The 16,805-nt window shown below is 71.8% G+C and carries 14 protein-coding genes and 1 pseudogene; 4 read left to right on the plus strand and 11 right to left on the minus strand.

Features of this window, described 5'->3' with window-relative positions; translation table 11 throughout:
- Positions 1-26: 26 nt before the first annotated feature.
- Positions 27-1,373, minus strand: coding sequence for a M16 family metallopeptidase (locus ACIGXW_RS18565; protein ID WP_399574069.1), 1,347 nt, complete (start codon positions 1,371-1,373; stop codon positions 27-29).
- A gap of 223 nt (positions 1,374-1,596) precedes the next feature.
- On the opposite strand from ACIGXW_RS18565, the gene ACIGXW_RS18570 reads away from it, so the two are divergent.
- A complete protein-coding gene (locus ACIGXW_RS18570) occupies positions 1,597-4,059 on the plus strand; it encodes a DNA topoisomerase (ATP-hydrolyzing) subunit A (protein WP_399573960.1) in 2,463 nt (820 codons plus the stop codon).
- Positions 4,060-4,103: 44 nt separating this feature from the next.
- Here the strand turns inward: ACIGXW_RS18570 and ACIGXW_RS18575 are convergent, their stop codons facing one another.
- Positions 4,104-5,147 (minus strand): CobW family GTP-binding protein, encoded by a 1,044-nt coding sequence (locus ACIGXW_RS18575; RefSeq protein ID WP_399573961.1) that lies wholly within the window; start codon positions 5,145-5,147, stop codon positions 4,104-4,106.
- Between the two features lie 148 nt (positions 5,148-5,295).
- Between ACIGXW_RS18575 and ACIGXW_RS18580 the strand changes: the two genes are divergently transcribed.
- Positions 5,296-6,201 carry a sucrase ferredoxin gene (locus tag ACIGXW_RS18580; protein ID WP_399573962.1) on the plus strand — a complete coding sequence of 302 codons (906 nt, stop codon included), beginning with the start codon at positions 5,296-5,298 and terminating at the stop codon, positions 6,199-6,201.
- A gap of 28 nt (positions 6,202-6,229) precedes the next feature.
- On the opposite strand, the gene ACIGXW_RS18585 is transcribed toward ACIGXW_RS18580, so the two are convergent.
- From ACIGXW_RS18585 to ACIGXW_RS18595, 3 genes are all read right to left on the minus strand, one after another.
- Positions 6,230-7,288: an ABC transporter substrate-binding protein gene (locus tag ACIGXW_RS18585; RefSeq protein ID WP_399573963.1), complete on the minus strand. Its 1,059-nt coding sequence runs from the start codon at positions 7,286-7,288 to the stop codon at positions 6,230-6,232.
- A gap of 95 nt (positions 7,289-7,383) precedes the next feature.
- On the minus strand, positions 7,384-8,250 hold the full coding sequence (locus tag ACIGXW_RS18590; RefSeq protein ID WP_399573964.1) for an ABC transporter permease: 867 nt from the start codon (positions 8,248-8,250) through the stop codon (positions 7,384-7,386).
- Entirely contained in the window at positions 8,240-9,124 is an 885-nt protein-coding gene (locus ACIGXW_RS18595; protein WP_399573965.1) for an ABC transporter ATP-binding protein, read from the minus strand. The genes ACIGXW_RS18590 and ACIGXW_RS18595 overlap by 11 nt, the downstream gene beginning before the upstream one ends.
- A gap of 340 nt (positions 9,125-9,464) precedes the next feature.
- Between ACIGXW_RS18595 and ACIGXW_RS18600 the strand changes: the two genes are divergently transcribed.
- Positions 9,465-11,102 carry an ATP-binding protein gene (locus tag ACIGXW_RS18600; protein ID WP_399573966.1) on the plus strand — a complete coding sequence of 546 codons (1,638 nt, stop codon included), beginning with the start codon at positions 9,465-9,467 and terminating at the stop codon, positions 11,100-11,102.
- Positions 11,099-11,779, plus strand: a complete 681-nt coding sequence (locus ACIGXW_RS18605) for a response regulator (protein ID WP_360910720.1) — start codon at positions 11,099-11,101, stop codon at positions 11,777-11,779. The genes ACIGXW_RS18600 and ACIGXW_RS18605 overlap by 4 nt, the downstream gene beginning before the upstream one ends.
- Positions 11,780-11,800: 21 nt before the next feature.
- Here the strand turns inward: ACIGXW_RS18605 and ACIGXW_RS18610 are convergent, their stop codons facing one another.
- The 6 genes and pseudogenes from ACIGXW_RS18610 to ACIGXW_RS18635 all read right to left on the minus strand — a co-directional run bounded on the left by ACIGXW_RS18610 (position 11,801) and on the right by ACIGXW_RS18635 (position 16,797).
- Positions 11,801-12,070 (minus strand): hypothetical protein, encoded by a 270-nt coding sequence (locus ACIGXW_RS18610; protein WP_399573967.1) that lies wholly within the window; start codon positions 12,068-12,070, stop codon positions 11,801-11,803.
- Positions 12,071-12,205: 135 nt separating this feature from the next.
- Positions 12,206-13,832: pseudogene (locus ACIGXW_RS18615) on the minus strand (cation acetate symporter).
- On the minus strand, positions 13,829-14,296 hold the full coding sequence (locus ACIGXW_RS18620) for a DUF485 domain-containing protein (protein WP_399573968.1): 468 nt from the start codon (positions 14,294-14,296) through the stop codon (positions 13,829-13,831). Before ACIGXW_RS18620 ends, ACIGXW_RS18615 begins: the two are co-directional and overlap by 4 nt.
- 95 nt (positions 14,297-14,391) lie before the next feature.
- Positions 14,392-15,120 (minus strand): response regulator, encoded by a 729-nt coding sequence (locus tag ACIGXW_RS18625; RefSeq protein WP_399573969.1) that lies wholly within the window; start codon positions 15,118-15,120, stop codon positions 14,392-14,394.
- The gene (locus ACIGXW_RS18630) at positions 15,117-16,316 is read right to left on the minus strand and encodes a sensor histidine kinase (RefSeq protein WP_399573970.1); all 1,200 of its coding nucleotides are present in this window, start codon (positions 16,314-16,316) and stop codon (positions 15,117-15,119) included. The genes ACIGXW_RS18625 and ACIGXW_RS18630 overlap by 4 nt, the downstream gene beginning before the upstream one ends.
- Positions 16,309-16,797 (minus strand): DUF1453 family protein, encoded by a 489-nt coding sequence (locus ACIGXW_RS18635; protein WP_071961818.1) that lies wholly within the window; start codon positions 16,795-16,797, stop codon positions 16,309-16,311. Before ACIGXW_RS18635 ends, ACIGXW_RS18630 begins: the two co-directional genes overlap by 8 nt.
- Positions 16,798-16,805: the final 8 nt, after the last annotated feature.

Genomic DNA, 16,805 nt, shown 5'->3' on the forward strand with positions numbered 1-16,805 from the left:
GGTGGTGCTGGCGGATGCGGCGTCGCTCACCGGTCCATCTCCTCTTCGTTCTGGTCGGCGTCGCCGTCGGACTGGGGCGAGGTCGGCTCGTACACCAGCACGGCCCGGTTGGCGGGGTGCAGGCGGGCCTTGGCGACGGCCTGCACCTCCTCGGGGGTGACCTCCAGGACGCGCTGCACGGCGGTCAGGGCGAGCTGCGGGTCGCCGAACAGGACGGCGAAGCGGCACAGTTCGTCGGCCCGGCCGCTGACGGTGGCGAGCCGGTCCAGCCACTCGCGCTCCAGCTGGGCCTGGGCGCGCTCCATCTCCTGCGGGGTCGGCCCGTCGACGGCGAAGCGGGCCAGCTCCTCGTCGACGGCGGCCTCGATCGCGGACACCTCGACGCCGCCGGACGCCTTGACGTCCAGCCAGCCGAGGGAGGGCGCGCCGGCCAGGCGCAGCAGGCCGAAGCCGGCGGCGACGGCCGAGCGGTCGTGGCGGACCAGACGGTTGTGCAGGCGGGAGGACTCGCCGCCGCCGAGGATGGTCAGGGCGAGGTCGGCGGCGTCGGCCTCACGGGTGCCGTCGTGCGGGAGGCGGTAGGCGGCCATCAGCGCACGGGAGGGCACCTCCTCGCGCAGGACCTGGCGCAGCTCCTCGCCGATGGTGTCGGGCAGGGAGCCGTCGCGCGGGGGTTGCTTGCCGTCGTGGGAGGGGATGGAGCCGAAGTACTTCTCGATCCAGGCGAGCGTCTGCTCGGGGTCGATGTCGCCGACGACCGCGAGCACGGCGTTGCCGGGCGCGTAGTACGTGCGGAAGAAGGCGCGCGCGTCCTCCAGGGAGGCGGCGTCCAGGTCGGCCATCGAGCCGATCGGGGTGTGGTGGTACGGGTGGCCGTCGGGGTAGGCCATGGCCGTCAGCTTCTCGAAGGCCGTGCCGTAGGGCACATTGTCGTACCGCTGGCGGCGCTCGTTCTTGACGACGTCGCGCTGGTTCTCCATGGACTCGTCGTCGAGCGCGGTGAGCAGCGAGCCCATCCGGTCGGCTTCCAGCCACAGGGCCAGCTCCACCTGGTGGGCCGGCATGGTCTCGAAGTAATTGGTGCGCTCGAAGCTGGTGGTGCCGTTGAGCGAACCGCCGGCGCCCTGCACCAGCTCGAAGTGGCCGTTGCCCTTGACCTGCGCCGAGCCCTGGAACATCAGGTGCTCGAAGAGGTGGGCGAGGCCCGTGCGGCCCTTGACCTCGTGGCGCGAGCCGACGTCGTACCAGAGGCAGACGGCCGCGACAGGGGTCAGATGGTCCTCGGAGAGCACGACCCGGAGGCCATTGGCCAGGCGGTGCTCGGTCGCTGTCAGGCCGCCGGAACCGGCCTGTTGCGTGGCCGTGTGACCCATGGGCATGTACGTCCCTTCGATCTCTTGAGATCTCGCGGTGCCTCGCGACGACTCGCGTGATGAACAGTGCTGTCACTGTATGCAAGCGCGCTGACATCTGGCGAAGTTCCCGGGCCCTCGTAACCCGTACCGGACGGGTCGCGGTCGGGGTTGTCAGTGGCGCGGTCCACAATGGTCGGCGTCAGACCCGCCTCGGCAATCGATCGAAGGAGCAGCAGCCGCGATGGCCCGCCGCAGCACGAAGACCCCGCCGCCGGAAGAGTTCGAGGAGCGCATCCTCGACATCGACGTCGTCGACGAGATGCAGGGCTCCTTCCTCGAGTACGCCTACTCGGTCATCTACTCCCGCGCCCTGCCCGACGCCCGGGACGGGCTCAAGCCCGTCCAGCGCCGCATCCTGTTCCAGATGAACGACATGGGGCTGCGCCCCGAGCGTTCGTATGTGAAGTGCGCCCGGGTCGTCGGCGAGGTGATGGGTAAGCTCCATCCGCACGGCGACGCCTCGATCTACGACGCCCTGGTACGCATGGCGCAGCCGTTCTCCATGCGGGTGCCGCTGGTCGACGGGCACGGCAACTTCGGTTCGCTGGGCAACGACGACCCGCCCGCGGCCATGCGGTACACCGAGGCCCGGATGGCGGCGGCGACGTCGCTGATGACGGAGTCGATCGACGAGGACACCGTCGATTTCTCGCCGAACTACGACGGCAGCGAGCGGGAGCCGGTCGCCCTCCCGGCCGCGTATCCGAACCTGCTGGTCAACGGCACGACCGGCATCGCGGTCGGCATGGCGACGAACATGCCGCCGCACAACCTCGGCGAGGTCATCGCCGCCGCCCGGCACCTGATCAAGCACCCGGGCGCCGACCTCGACACGCTGATGAAGTACATCCCGGGCCCCGACCTGCCCACGGGCGGCCGGATCGTCGGCCTGGGCGGGGTGCGCGACGCGTACGAGACGGGCCGCGGCACCTTCAAGATCCGGGCCACGGTCGCGGTGGAGAACGTGACCGCCCGCCGCAAGGGCCTGGTGGTCACCGAGCTGCCCTTCACGGTCGGCCCGGAGAAGGTGATCTCCAAGATCAAGGACCTGGTCGGCTCGAAGAAGCTCCAGGGCATCGCCGACGTGAAGGACCTCACCGACCGTTCGCACGGCCTGCGTCTGGTCATCGAGATCAAGAACGGCTTCAACCCCGAGGCCGTGCTGGAGCAGCTCTACAAGCTGACGCCGATGGAGGAGTCCTTCGGCATCAACAACGTCGCGCTGGTGGACGGCCAGCCGCTGACGCTGGGCCTCAAGGAGCTGCTGGAGGTCTATGTCGACCACCGCTTCGAGGTGGTACGCCGGCGCAGCGAGTTCCGGCGCGGCAAGCGGCAGGACCGGCTGCATCTGGTCGAGGGTCTGCTGGTGGCGCTCGTCGACATCGACGAGGTCATCCGAATCATTCGATCGAGTGAGAACGCGGCGGCGGCCAAGGCGTCACTCGTGGAGCGCTTCACGCTCTCCGAGGTGCAGACGCAGTACATCCTCGACACCCCGCTGCGTCGCCTGACGAAGTTCGACCGGATCGAGCTGGAGTCCGAGCGGGGCAAGCTCAACAAGGAGATCGAGGAGCTCACCCGGATCCTGGAGTCCGACACCGAGCTCCGCAAGCTCGTCTCCTCCGAACTGGCGGACGTGGCGAAGAAGTTCGGCACCGACCGGCGCACGGTGCTGCTGGAGTCGGCGGGCGCCCCGGCCTCGGCGGTCCCGCTGCAGGTCGCGGACGACCCCTGCCGGGTGCTGCTCTCCTCCACCGGGCTGCTGGCCCGTACGGCCACGGGCGAGCCGTTCCCGCCGGGGGCGGGCGAGACCAAGCGCGTCAAGCACGACGTGATCGCCTCGGCGGTCCCGGCCACGGCCCTGGGCGAGGTGGGCGCGGTGACGTCGGCCGGGCGGCTGCTGCGGTTGCGGGTGATCGACCTGCCGCAGCTGCCGGAGACGGCGGCGGCCCCGAACCTGTCGGGCGGTGCGCCGGTCTCGGAGTTCCTGACCACCCTGGCGGACGGCGAGCGGGTGGTCTGCCTGACGACGCTGGACGAGTCCTCGCCCGGTCTGGCGATCGGCACGGAGCAGGGCGTCGTCAAGCGCGTGGTCCCCGACTATCCGGCCAACAAGGACGAGTTGGAGGTCATCTCCCTCAAGGACGGCGACGCGATCGTCGGCGCGGTCGAGCTGCGCACGGGCGAGGAGGACCTCGTCTTCGTCACCGACGACGCCCAGCTGCTGCGCTACCAGGCCTCCCAGGTGCGCCCGCAGGGGCGGCCGGCGGGCGGCATGGCGGGCATCAAGCTGTCGTCCGGCGCGAAGGTCATCTCCTTCACGGCCGTCGACCCCGCGGAGGACGCGGTGGTCTTCACGGTGGCCGGGGCCCGCGGCGGCCTGCCGGGGGCGGCATCGGAGGCGACGGCGAAGCTGACGCCGTTCGACCAGTACCCGCGCAAGGGCCGGGCGACGGGCGGCGTGCGCTGCCAGCGGTTCCTCAAGGGCGAGGACTGCCTGGTCCTGGCCTGGGCGGGGGCCGCACCGGGCCGCGCGGCGGCCGCCAACGGCACCCCCGTCGAGCTGCCGGACGCCGATCCGCGCCGTGACGGTTCGGGCACGCCGCTGCCCAAGCCGGTGGCTGCGGTGGCGGGGCCGGTGTAGGTCGCGGGCCCGGTGCGCGGTCCGGGCCGGCCCCGCCGGCCGGCTCAGGACTGCGCGTACCGCAGGACACCCCACATGCTGTGTCCGGCGTCCTCCCCCTCGGTGGACAACGCGGTGTCCCGGCAGGCGTCGAGCCGGTCCCACAGGGCCCGGGCGTCGATGCCGCTGCCGATCATGACGAGCTGGGTGGCGCGCTTCTCGGAGCGCGCCCATGCCGAGGGGTAGAAGCGCAGGAAGTCGCCGACGGCGTGCACCGCGTACTTGTTCCTGTGCCCGGCCACGCCGAAGTGGACGAAGCCCTTGATGCGGTAGAGGCCCTCAGGCCTGCTGTCGAGGAACTCCATCAGCCGGCGCGGATGCATGGGGTCGTCGGATATGAACTCGACGCTCTCATACGCGGCGTGCAGGTGGCCGTGGTGGTCGTCGTCCTCGTCGCCCGTGCACAGGTCCTCGAAGGACAGCTGCCGGATCGCCTCGTTCCGTTCCTCTTTCGGCTTGCGGTCGAACAGCAGGTCCGGGTCGACGCGCCCGTAGGACGCCGTCACGACGGGCGTACCGGGGGCGAGCTCCGCGAGTGTCGCCGTGAGGCTCTCGCGCGCCTCGTCCCCGATCCGGTCGGTCTTGTTGAGGACCACGAGATCGGCGATGGCCACGTGCCGGTCGAGCTCCGGGTGCCGCGCCCGCGTGCCGGAGAACTCCGCGGCGTCGATCACCTCGACCAGGCCGCCGTAGACGATGGCCTTGTTCTCGCTGGCCAGGATCATCCGGATGATCTCCTGCGGCTCGGCGAGCCCGCTGGCCTCGACGACGATGACGTCGATCCGTGCCGCCGGGCGGGCCAGCCGGTCCAGGAAGCCGTCCAGCTCGCTGGTGTCGACGGCGCAGCACAGGCAGCCGTTGCCGAGGGAGACCATGGAGTCGACCTGTCCGGCGACGTTCATCGCGTCGATCTCGATGCTGCCGAAGTCGTTGACGATCGCCCCGATCCGACTGCCCCCGCTCCGCCCGAGAAGGTGGTTGAGCAGGGTCGTCTTGCCTGAGCCCAGGAAGCCGGCGAGGACGATGACCGGGATCTGTCGCTTGGCCAAGGGGGGCGCCTCCATCGTCGGTCGAGCGGGTCGTTCGCCCGTCCCAGGATAGGGGCGGGCGGCGCACCGGCCCCCGGGCACCCGTCCACCGCACCGCATGCACCCACTCCGCGCGCCACGGGCAACCAGTCAGGTTAGGCTTACCTACGTGAGCACGTGCGCGACTGCTTCCCGCCTGTTGACCGAGCCGCTGGCCGGCACCGCCGCGACCGCGCGGACATGGCTGCTGATCGAGCAGCCGGGTCCGTGGGGCGCCGACGCGCTCACCTCCAGCCATCTCGATCCCGCCGTCGGCCGCGCCCTGGAGGAGGCGGCCGCGGGCACCGGCGTACGCGTCGCGCTGATCCGCCGCCCGGGACGGCACGCGGACTGCCACGGTCCGTCCACCCAGCGGGTCTTCGCCGCCCACACCGCGCCGGGCCGCTCCTGGATCCGTACGGCCGTGCTCGGCGACCCCGCCGCGCTGCTCGAGCTGGACCTCGCGGTACTGGGCGCGGGCGAGCACGCCGGGCTGTGGGAGGAGTACGACGGGGATCCCCTCGCCCTCGTGTGCACCAACGGCAAGCGCGACCGCTGCTGTGCGCTCCTGGGCCGTCCCCTCGCGGCGGAGCTGGTGGCCTCGGGCGGTACCGAGGTCTGGGAGGTCACCCATATCGGTGGTCATCGCTTCTCGCCGACCCTGTTCGTCCTGCCCTACGGCTACGCCTACGGGCGGGCCACCGCGCACGCGGTCAAGGACGCGCTGGAGGCGGCGCGCGACGGCCGCGTCGCCACCGCCAACTGCCGGGGCCGCTCGGCGTGGGAGCGCCCCGGCCAGGCCGCCGAGCTGGCGGTGCGCGCCCTGACCGGCGAGGAGGGCGCGGACGCCCTGGACGTCACCGCGGCCGAGGGTGCGGCGCCCCGCTGGACGGTGACCGTCTCGCACGCCGACGGGCGCGCCTGGCGGGTGGAGGTCGAGCAGGGCGCGGCGGAGCCGCCCCGCCCCGAGAGCTGCGGCAGGGCGCTGGGCACGCCCGCCCGCATGGACGTCGCCGCCATCACCGCGCTGGTGTGAACCGCGGACGCCGCGCCCCGCGGGGCCGTCAGCCCTTCTTCACGTTCTTCACGAACTCGGTGGTGTAGGTCTTCCCCAGGTCCACCGAGGCGCTCTTGAGGTTGGGGTTGAAGGCCTTGAGGACCTCCAGGACCGTCTTCGGCCCGTCGGCGGGCATCACGCCGTCCTTGGTGAACATGGGCAGGGTGTTCTCGATGGACTTCGCGTAGAGCTCCTTGCCGCCCTTCGCGTAGTCGGCGGGCATCTGCTCCACGATCTCCTCGGGCGTGTGCTCCGACATCCACTTCAAGGTCTTGACCATGGCGTTGGCGAGCTTCTGCACGGTCTCCTTGTGGCTGTTGACCCACTCGGTGTTCATGTACAGGCTCGACGCGGGGTAGAGGCCGCCGAGCGCCGCCCTGGACCCCTCGGGGGTGCGCATGTCGACGAGCACCTTGCCGAGGTCCTTGGCGAGGACCTGGGCGACGGTCGGGTCGGTGGTCATGCCGCCGTCGATGGCCCCCTTCTCGAGGGCGGAGATGAAGGTCTGGCCGGCTCCGACGGCCACCGGTGTGAAGTCGCTGACCTGGACGCCGTTCTTCACCGCCAGGTACTTCGTCAGGAAGTCGGTGGAGGAGCCGAGCCCGGTGACGCCGAGCTTCTTGCCCTTGAAGTCCTTCGGCGAGGCCAGGCCGGACGCGGCCTGCTTGGAGACGATCTCTACCTCGCCCGGCGTCTGGGCCAGCTGGACCACGGACTCCACCTGCTTGCCCTTGGCCTGCAGGTCGAGCGTGTGGTCGTAGAAGCCGACGACGCCCTGGACGTCCCCGGACACCAGCGCGGTGGTGGCCTGCACGCCCGCGGGCTCGCTCAGGAGCTTGACCGACACGCCCTCCTCCCGGAAGTAGCCCAGCCGCTGGGTGAGCACCGCGGGCAGGTAGATGACCTTGTCCAGGCCACCGACCATGATCTTGACCTGCTCACCCTTGAGCGCCTCGGTTCTGGAGCTGTCGACGGAGGAGTCGTCGGCACAGCCGGCGAGGGACAGGCACATCACCCCCGCGACGGCCGCCGCGGAAATCTTGGCGATCTTGCCGAACGTACGCATGGATCCGTTCCTTACGATCGAAGTAGGGCACAAGCGGGGGGGTGTGGGGGTGGTGGGGGTGGTCAGACATGCGGGACGGGACGGCCGTACGGGCGTCAGTGCCCGCCGCCGGACCCGCCGGGCTTCCAGCGGAAGAGGCGCTTCTCCGCGAAGGTCAGCAGCCCCTCGGCAAGGAGGGCGACGACGGCGAGGATGACCATCGCCGCGTACACCCCGGCCGAGTTGAACGTTCCCTGCGACTGGGCGACGAGCAGGCCGATGCCCTGCTCCGCCCCGATGAACTCGCCGACGATGGCACCGATGAGGGCGAAGCCGAAGCTGACGTGCAGGCTGGTGAAGATCCACGAGGTGGCGGAGGGGACGACGACCTGGAGCGTCACCCGGCGGTTGCTCGCGCCCAGGATGCGGGCGTTGGCGACGAGGTTGCGGTCGACCTCGCGCGCTCCCTGGAAGGCGTTGAAGAAGACGGGGAAGAACACCAGCACCACGGCCGAGGCGACCTTGGACGCCGGCCCGAGCCCGAACCAGATCAGGAAGATCGGCGCGAGGACGATCCGCGGCACCGCGTTGAGCACCTTGATGAACGGGCCCAGGACGTCGGCGAGGAAGCGGACCCGGCCCAGCACGATGCCGAGCACCACGCCGGCCGTCACACCGACGACCCAGCCGAGCAGGGCCTCGTAGAGCGTGCACCAGATCTGCTCCCCGAGCGAGCCCTGCGGGGTGCCGTGCAGCGTCCACTGTGCGATCTGGTCCCAGATCTTCGACGGCATCGAGAAGTTGAACGGGTCGATGGCCTTGGTGCGGGCGAGGATCTCCCAGGCCGCCAGCAGCGCGGCGAGCAGCAGCACGCGCGCGCCGAGCACCATGAGGCGGCGGTTGCGGGCGGCCTTCGCACGGGCCTGGGTCCGGCCGGTGTTCTTCTTCAGGGCGGTGTAGGCACCGGCGGACTCAAGCGACATGGGAGGCACCCCTCTCACGGGTGATGCGGACTTCCTCGCCGAGGGAGGACCAGATCTCCCGGTAGATCTCGATGAACTCCGGCTCCAGGCGCACGGATTCGACCCTGCGCGGCCGGGGAAGGGGGATCGGGAAGATCTCCTTGACGGTGGCCGGGCCGGCGGTCATCACCACGACCTTGTCGGCGAGCGCGATGGCCTCCTCCAGGTCGTGGGTGACGAAGACGACGGAGGCGGCGGAGGTGGCGCCGGAGGCGGTGCCGCCGCCCCACAGCTCCAGCAGTTCGTCCGACATCAGCGCCCTGGTCTGCACGTCGAGCGCCGAGAACGGCTCGTCCATCAGGAGGATCGCCGGCTCGTTGACGAAGGTCTGCGCGAGCGCCACGCGCTTGCGCTGCCCTCCGGAGAGCTGATGCGGATAGCGGTCCTCGAACGCCGCGAGCCCCACCCGCCCGAGCCAGTCACGGGCCCGCTCGCGCGCCTGCGCCTTCGGCACGCCGCGGAAGCGCGGTCCGGCCATGACGTTGGACAGCACCGTGCGCCAGGGGAAGACCGCGTCCTGCTGGAAGACGAAGCCGACTTCGGGCCTGATACCCCGCACCGCCTCGCCGCCGACCAGGACTTCACCCTCGGTGGGCTCCTCCAGGCCGCTGACCAGCGTGAGCGTGGTGGACTTCCCGCATCCGGTCGGGCCGACGACGGCCACGAACTCGCCCCGGGCGACGGTCAGATCGAGATCGCGCACGGCCGTGTGCGACGCCCCGGAGGGCGTACGGAACACCTTGCTCGCGCCCCGCAGTTCGATCGCCGCGACGCCGCCCGGTGGGATGTCCGGTGAGTTCGCCGGGGAATTGCCGCGTGGGGTGCCGCTGTTCATCCGTCTTGCCTCCGGTGCCCGGGTGTTTCGGCCCCGCGGTCCCGTGCGGGGCAACCGGTGCTGGAGGTTAGGAGTGGCGCAGGCCACAGGGGCAGTCTTGTGAGCGCTGTGCGACTTGAGCGCACGAAACCTGTTCTGCTCGTTTTGCTCGCGATAGAACAACAAATGCGACACGAGGGCGACACAAGAGGCCATCGTCCGGCTACGTTCGGTACACATCAACGGCGTTCGCGATCATGCAGCGGTCTGTGTGCTGAGGGCGAGCCGCCGTTCGTCGGTGAGGGGCGTTCGCGTCGGCCGGCGGCCCCCGGACGAGGAATCGAAGACGAAAGGGACACGCATGCGCCTTTGGTGGCCCCGCCGCGTCTTCGCGCAGGTGCTCTCCGTCCAGCTCCTGATCACCACGGGCGTCATCGCCCTCACCGCCGGGCTCTTCCTGCGGCCGCTGGGCGCCCAGCTCGACGAGCAGGCTCAGCACCGGGCGCTGGCCATCGCCCAGGCCACCGCCGCCCAGCCCGGCATCGCCCACGCCGTGCTCGCCGGCCGCCCCGGCCCCGACGGGCCGGTCCAGGCCGCCGCCGAGCGCATCCGCCTGGCCACGGACGCCAGTTACGTCGTGGTGGTCGACACCCGCGGCATCCGCTACTCCCACACCACCCCCGGCCGGATCGGCCGGCACGTCAGCACCGACCCCGGCCCCGCCCTGACCGGACACGAGTGGACGGGCATCGAGAACGGCACCCTCGGCCGCTCCGCCCGCGGCAAGGTACCCCTGCGCGACACGGAGGGCGCCATCGTCGGCGCCGTCTCCGTCGGCATCGCCTACGACGACGTGCGCGACGTCCTGCTGCACGCCCTGCCCGGCCTGCTCCTGTACGCCGGCGCCGCGCTCGCGGCCGGCGCGCTGGCGGCGTTCGCCGTCTCGCTGCGGCTGCGCAAGCGCACCCACGGCATCGAACTCTCCGAGATCTCCGCGCTCCTCGACGAGCGCGAGGCGATCCTGCACGGCATCCGCGAGGGCGTCGTCGCGCTCGACCGGCGCGGCCGCGTACGGCTGGTCAACGACGAGGCCCAGCGACTGCTGGGCCTCGGCCCGGACGCCATCGGGCAGTCGCTGGACGCGGTCCTGCCGCCCGGCCGGACCACGGACGTCCTGACGGGGCGCGTGACCGGCACGGACCTGCTCACCGTGCGGGACGGGCGGGTGCTGGTCGCCAACCGGATGGACACGACCGACGGCGGTACCGTCGCCACGCTGCGCGACCGCACGGAACTCGAGCAGCTCGCCCGGGAACTGGACGGTACGCGCGGGCTGACCGAGGCCCTGCGCGCCCAGGACCACGAGCACGCCAACCGGCTGCACACCATCGTCGGCCTGCTCGAGCTGGAACTGTACGAGGAGGCCGTCGAGTTCGTGGCGGAAGTGACGGGAGCCCACCGGGCCACCGCCGAGCAGGTCACCGAGCGGGTGCACGAACCGCTGGTCAGCGCCCTGCTGGTGGGCAAGAGCGCGGTCGCGGCGGAACGCGGCGTGGCCCTGCGGGTGAGCCCTCGGACGCACCTGCCCGACGGGGTGGTGGACCCGAGGGACCTGGTCACAGTCCTCGGCAACCTCGTCGACAACGCACTCGACGCGGCCGGCCGGCACCGGGCGGACGCGTTCGTGGAGGTCGACGTGTGCACGGTGGGCACCACGGCCGTGGTGAGCGTCGCGGACAACGGCCCGGGTGTTCCGGCGGAGGTGCGGGAGCTGGTGTTCGCCGACGGCTGGTCCACCAAGAAGGCCGAGGCCCCGCACCGCCCCCGGGGCCTGGGCCTCTCCCTCGTGCGGCGGCTGGCGGAACGGTACGGAGGCTCGGCCCGGGTGGCCGAACGGGACGGAGGCGGAGCGGTGTTCACGGTGGAGCTGCCGGAGGCGCTGCGTCCGGCGAGCCGGACACCGAAGGCCTCACGATCCCTCGAAGGAGTGAGCAGGTGATCGACGTCATGGTCGTGGACGACGACTTCCGCGTCGCCGAGATCAACGCGGCGTATGTGGCCCGGGTGCCCGGCTTCCGGGTGCGGGCCACGGCCCACAACGCGGCGCAGGCGCTGGCGCTGCTGGAGCGCGGCGGCATCGATCTGATGCTGCTCGACCACTATCTGCCCGACGAGACCGGGCTGTCGCTGGTCCGCCGCATCCGGCAGCAGGGCCATCACACGGACGTCATCATGGTCACCGCCGCCCGCGACATCACGACCGTGCGGACGGCGATGCGCTACGGAGCCCTGCAGTATCTGGTGAAGCCGTTCTCCTTCGCGGGCATGCGGGTGAAGCTGGAGGCGTACGCGCGGCTGCGCCGGACGTTCGAGGGCGCCGAGGAGGCGGAGCAGGACCAGGTCGACCGGATCTTCGGCGCCCTGCGCACCGCCTCGGCCGCCACGCCCCTGCCCAAGGGCCATTCCGCGCCGACCGCGGAGCTGATCCGGCGGGTCCTCTCGGACGCGGCGCAGCCACTGTCGGCGCACGAGGTGGCGCAGCGATCGGGGCTGAGCCGGTCGACGGCCCAGCGCTATCTCAAACGGCTGGAGGAGTCGGGCCGGCTCAGCCTGACGCTCAAGTACGGCGAGACGGGCCGCCCGGAGCACCGCTATGCCTGGTCGGGGCGCAACTGACCGCCCCCGGGCGGCGGTCGGTCAGATACGGGCGCAATGCACGATCTGTATGCCCCGCTTGCACGCGTGGACCATCGCGAAGCACTTGTTGCTGAACGTTGCTGTGGAGCCGTCGGAGAATCTGCAGCGCACCGGCTCGTACACGGTGGCGCAGACGTCGGGGCACACTGCGGCCACCTCGGCCACCTCGGCCTGTGGGGCCTGTGAGGCGGCGTGGGCGGGGGCGCTGAAGGTGAGTCCTGCCACGCAGGTCAGCAGGAGGGTGGCGAACGGTGCGACAAGCTTGCGCATGGATGGCTCCTTCGCTCGGCGTGCCTCACGTCTATCACCGGGCTTCTCCCGGGGGTAAGCCGGTGGCCGGGCTTCCGCCCGGCCGGAACCGGCCATCTCCTGTGGCCGTCCGCGAGGGGTGCCGCCGCCCGGTGCTCAGGCGGCCCCGGCGCCGGTGAGGGAGCGCACCTCGGCTTCCGCGTGACCCGCGTCGTCGGCGGGTTCGGGGGAGGTGACGGTACCGAGCCAGCCGGCGAGGAAGCCCAGCGGCACGGAGACCAGGCCGGGGTTCTCCAGGGGGAAGAGCCGGAAGTCGAGGCCGGGGAAGATCGCGTCGGGGGTGCCGGAGACGACCGGGGAGACGAGCACGAGCGCCACGGCCGGGATCAGCCCTCCGTAGACCGACCAGACCGCACCCCGGGTCGTGAAGCGCCCCCAGAAGAGCGAGTAGAGCAGCACCGGGAGGTTGGCCGAGGCGGCGACGGCGAAGGCGAGGCCGACCAGGAAGGCGACGTTGAGGTTCTGGGCGAGCAGTCCGAGCCCGATGGCGACCAGTCCGGTGCCGGCCGCGGCGAGGCGTGCGACGGCGACCTCACCGCGGGGCCCATGGCCCGCCCGGGCGCGGCGCGTCTGGTGCGTCCGGTCCGCGCGGCGGCTCAGTGTGGCGTAGAGGTCATGGGCGACCGAGGCGGAGGAGGCCAGGGTGACCCCGGCGACGACGGCGAGGATGGTGGCGAAGGCGACGGCGGCGACCACGGCGAACAGGATCGTTCCTCCGGTGGAACCGGCGCCGCCGCCCAGCTCGAGGGCGAGCAGGGGCACGGCCGTGTTCCCGGCCGCTCCGGTTGCGCGCACCGCCTCGCTGCCGAGGACCGCCGCCGCGCCGAAGCCGAGGACGATGGTCATCAGGTAGAAGCCGCCGATGAGGGCGATGGACCAGACGACCGACCGGCGGGCGGCGCGGGCGGTGGGCACGGTGTAGAAGCGGGCGAGGATGTGCGGCAGCCCGGCGGTGCCGAGGACGAGCGCGAGACCGAGGCTGATGAAGTCCAGCCGTGAGGTCAGGTCGTGGCCGTACTTCAGGCCGGGCGCGAGGAAGTCACGGCCGTGGCCGCTGCGGTCGGCGGCCGTGGTCAGCAGCGCGGAGAAGTCACCGTGGAAGCGGACGAGGACGAGGACGGTCAGCGCGATCGTGCCGCCCATCAGCAGCACGGCCTTGACGATCTGGATCCAGGTGGTGGCCCGCATCCCGCCCAGCGTGACGTAGACGACCATCAGGGCCCCGACGAAGATCACCGTCCAGCCGCGGGCCCGCTCCGGTACCGCCCAGCAGCAGGGCCACCAGGCTGCCCGCTCCGACCATCTGGGCGACGAGGTAGAGGACGGAGACGGTGATGGAGGAGATGCCGGCGGCGATACGGACCGGACGCTCGCGCAGCCGGGCGACCAGAACGTCGGCGAGGGTGAACCGTCCGCAGTTGCGCACGAGTTCGGCGACGAGGAACAGCACCACGAGCCAGGCGACAAGGAAGCCGACGGAGTAGAGCATGCCGTCGTATCCGTAGAGGGCGATGAGGCCGGAGATGCCGAGGAAGGAAGCGGCGGACATATAGTCGCCGGCGATGGCGAAACCGTTCTCCAGAGGGGAGAACAGCCGCCCGCCCGCATAGAACTCCTCGGGCGAGCCCCGCCGCTCACGCCCCGCCCAGGTGGCGATGGCGAGCGTGACGACGACGAACGCACAGAACAGGATGAGCGCGAGGCCCTGATGGGACCCGGTCAACGGATCTCACCCCGGCCCTGCGGCGAGCCCTGCTCCCGGCCCTCCCCGGCGGTGATCGCGAGCCGCTGCGGCCGCACCCCGCCCTGCAGCGTCTCCATGGTGACCGCCCAGCGCAGCTCCATCGCCGCCGGGTCGCGGCGCAGCCGGGCATGGCGGGCATAGGCCCAGGTCAGCAGGAAGGTCGTGGCGAACTGGGCGAGCCCGGCGGCCATCGCCACATTGAGCGCACCGGCCACGGGCCTGGCCATCACCCCCGGCGCGGCGATCGCCGCCAGCACATACGCCAGGTACCAGCCGAGGAACGCGGCGGTCATGGGAAAGACGAAGCGGCGGTAGCGACGACGCACTTCCCGGAACGCCGCGCTGCGCTGGACCTCCCGGTAGATTCCGGCCGCGTCCCGTGCCTGCTCCGCCCCGGCCGTCCGCTGAACCGTTACGGCAACGCGCCCGTCGCTCTCTCTCACAGAACTCTCCTTGGTCGCCGACCCCGTTGGCCGCGTGCCCAAGAATGGACAGACCGGAAAGATCCAGCCCCGCCCACCAGCGGACGTTCACCCCATCAGGTGATAGGCGTCCCGGGTGGCCGGGCGATGCCATGCCGGAAGGCGTATCGCATGGCCTCCGCCCGGTCGCGCACACCTGTCTTGGCGAACAGGTTGTTGATATGCGTCTTCACCGTCGCCGTGCTCACCTGCAGCCGGCGGGCGATCTCCGCGTTCCTCATCCCCTCGGCGACGAGCGAGAGCACCTCCGCCTCACGGGCGGTCAGCCCGTCGGGCAGCTCCCGGGGGGCCACGGGCCCGGCGGCCGGGCGCTGGCTCCCGGCAGCCGAGAGCCGCTCCAGGAGCCGCAGTTGCACCTTCGGCGACAGCCCCGCCTCCCCCGACATCACATGCTCCACGGCCCGTACGATCTCCTCCCCGCCGGCGTCCTTGGTGAGGTATCCCCGTGCGCCCGCCTGGAGGGCGGGGAAGAGCGAGTCGTCGTCGGCATAGGTGGTGAGGACCACCACCTGGGTGGCCGGGTACTGCGCCCGGATCCGCCGCGTCGCCTCGACGCCGTCGCAGCGCGGCATCCGCAGGTCCATCAGCACCACATCCGGGGCGTGTTCGGCCACCAGCCGCACCGCCTCCAGGCCGTCGGCCGCCGCCCCCACGACCTCGATGCCCGGCAGCAGCCCCAGGAGCATCACAATGCCCTCACGCACCACGGTCTGGTCGTCCGCGACCACCACCCGTGCCGCCCGCCGGTCACCGGAGCCGCCCGCCCCGCCCGTACTGCCCCTCACGCGGGCACCCGCAGCCGCACCACAAAGCCCTCCTGGTCATCTCCGGGCGGCCCGGCCTCCAGCGTCCCGCCCAGCAACTCGGCACGCTCCCGCATGCCCAGCAGACCGTACCCGGCGCCGGGCAACGCCGGCACGCCCACGCTCCCGCGCCCGCCGCCGTCCCGGACCCACAACTCCACCTCCCCCTCCAGATAGGCGAATCCCATCTCCACCCGCGCGCCCGGAGCGTGCTTGCGCACATTGGTCAGCGCCTCCTGCGCGACCCTGCGCACGGCCTGCCCGGCCTCGGCGGGCAGCCTGCGCGGCTCCCCCGTCACCTCCAGTCGCGCCCCCTCCGACGCCGCCGCCTCCCGCAGGAAGTCCTCCGCCTGTGTCAGCTCACCGCGCAGGGCGGACAGCGCCTGCCGGGTCTCGGCCAGTCCCTCGCGGGCCATCCCCCGGGCCGCCGAGACCCGCTCCAGGATCTGCTGCCTGTCCGCCCCGCCCTCGATCAGCAGCCGCGCCGCCTCCAGGTGCACCAGCTGGGCGGAGAGGCTGTGCGCGAGCACGTCGTGGATCTCCCGGGCGATGCGGGCCCGCTCGGCCAGCGCCGCCGACTCGGCCTCCGCCTGCCGGGCCGCCCGCTCCTGTGCCAGCAGCCGGAAGCCGGCCCCCCGCGCCTCCTCGTCCAGCCGCAGCGCATACCCGATGAGCAGCACCCCGGCCACGGTCCCCGCCGTCGTCAACGACCTGTCCTCGTTCACCAGGACGTACGCCGCCATGCCCACCCCCGCGACCGCCATCCCGTACCCGAGCGGCAGCCGCTCCACCGCGATGGTGGCGCAGACGCACCACAGGCCCGTGGCCACGGCATGCGCACCGGCGGACTCCGCCGCTGCCCCCACCGCCAGCAGCACCCCCAACAGCCCCACCGACAGCCACAGCCGCCGCCCGAGCGTCGAGAAATAGAACCGCCACACGGCACCCCCGCAGAGCAGGAAGCCCCCGGCGAGGGCGGCGTACCCCCACCCATGGAAGACGCCCTCCCGCAGCACCCCCCAGAGGAACACCCCCACCAGGGCGGTCCGCACCACCCAGGTCACCACCTGGCGCCGCCGGGGAACCCCCACCCCGGCCAGCGCCTCACGGGCGGGCCACTCGCTCCAGTTCTCGATCGGCACGCGCGTTCCCTCCACCGCGGCCTCGGTCTCAGCCACCGGCAGCCACACGGTACGCCGGGCGTATGTGCTGGGCCCGGTAGACCACCACCCCGGTGCGGGCGAGCAGCATGGCCGCCATCGTCAGCATCGTGGCGGGGCCGCCCTGGTGGACCCCGGCCAGCACACCCAGACCGTACAGGCCCACCCTCAGAGCAGCGCCGCCGAGCCATATCGCCGCCGTCGCCGCGCTGCCCTTGGCCCATACCGCCCCGGAGGCGTCCGTCCATATTCGGGTGGTCCACGCCCACCCGGCTCCGGCCGCGAGACCGGCCAGCACCCCGGCCGCGAGCAGCGCCAGAGAGACCGGCCGGTGATCCGGATCGATCAGCCCGGGCTCGCGCACGGACATGAAGATCAGGACGGCCGGCAGCACCGCCCAGCTCTTGGCGTCGGAGACCACCTGCTGCGGCTTCAGCTGCCGCGCGAGGACGAGCGCGCAGACCCCGACGATCACTGCGGCGTCGAGCGGACCGGACATGGGAGTGC

It is taken from the genome of Streptomyces sp. NPDC053079 (assembly GCF_044546695.1).
Taxonomy (GTDB): domain Bacteria; phylum Actinomycetota; class Actinomycetes; order Streptomycetales; family Streptomycetaceae; genus Streptomyces.

Coding starts and splice junctions, on each gene's coding strand:
- ACIGXW_RS18600 (WP_399573966.1), top strand. CDS start 9,465: ATGCGCCTTTGGTGGCCCCGCCGCGTCTTCGCGCAGGTGCTCTCCGTC.
- ACIGXW_RS18635 (WP_071961818.1), bottom strand. CDS start 16,797: ATGTCCGGTCCGCTCGACGCCGCAGTGATCGTCGGGGTCTGCGCGCTC.
- ACIGXW_RS18565 (WP_399574069.1), bottom strand. CDS start 1,373: ATGGGTCACACGGCCACGCAACAGGCCGGTTCCGGCGGCCTGACAGCG.
- ACIGXW_RS18595 (WP_399573965.1), bottom strand. CDS start 9,124: ATGAACAGCGGCACCCCACGCGGCAATTCCCCGGCGAACTCACCGGAC.
- ACIGXW_RS18610 (WP_399573967.1), bottom strand. CDS start 12,070: ATGCGCAAGCTTGTCGCACCGTTCGCCACCCTCCTGCTGACCTGCGTG.
- ACIGXW_RS18570 (WP_399573960.1), top strand. CDS start 1,597: ATGGCCCGCCGCAGCACGAAGACCCCGCCGCCGGAAGAGTTCGAGGAG.
- ACIGXW_RS18585 (WP_399573963.1), bottom strand. CDS start 7,288: ATGCGTACGTTCGGCAAGATCGCCAAGATTTCCGCGGCGGCCGTCGCG.
- ACIGXW_RS18590 (WP_399573964.1), bottom strand. CDS start 8,250: ATGTCGCTTGAGTCCGCCGGTGCCTACACCGCCCTGAAGAAGAACACC.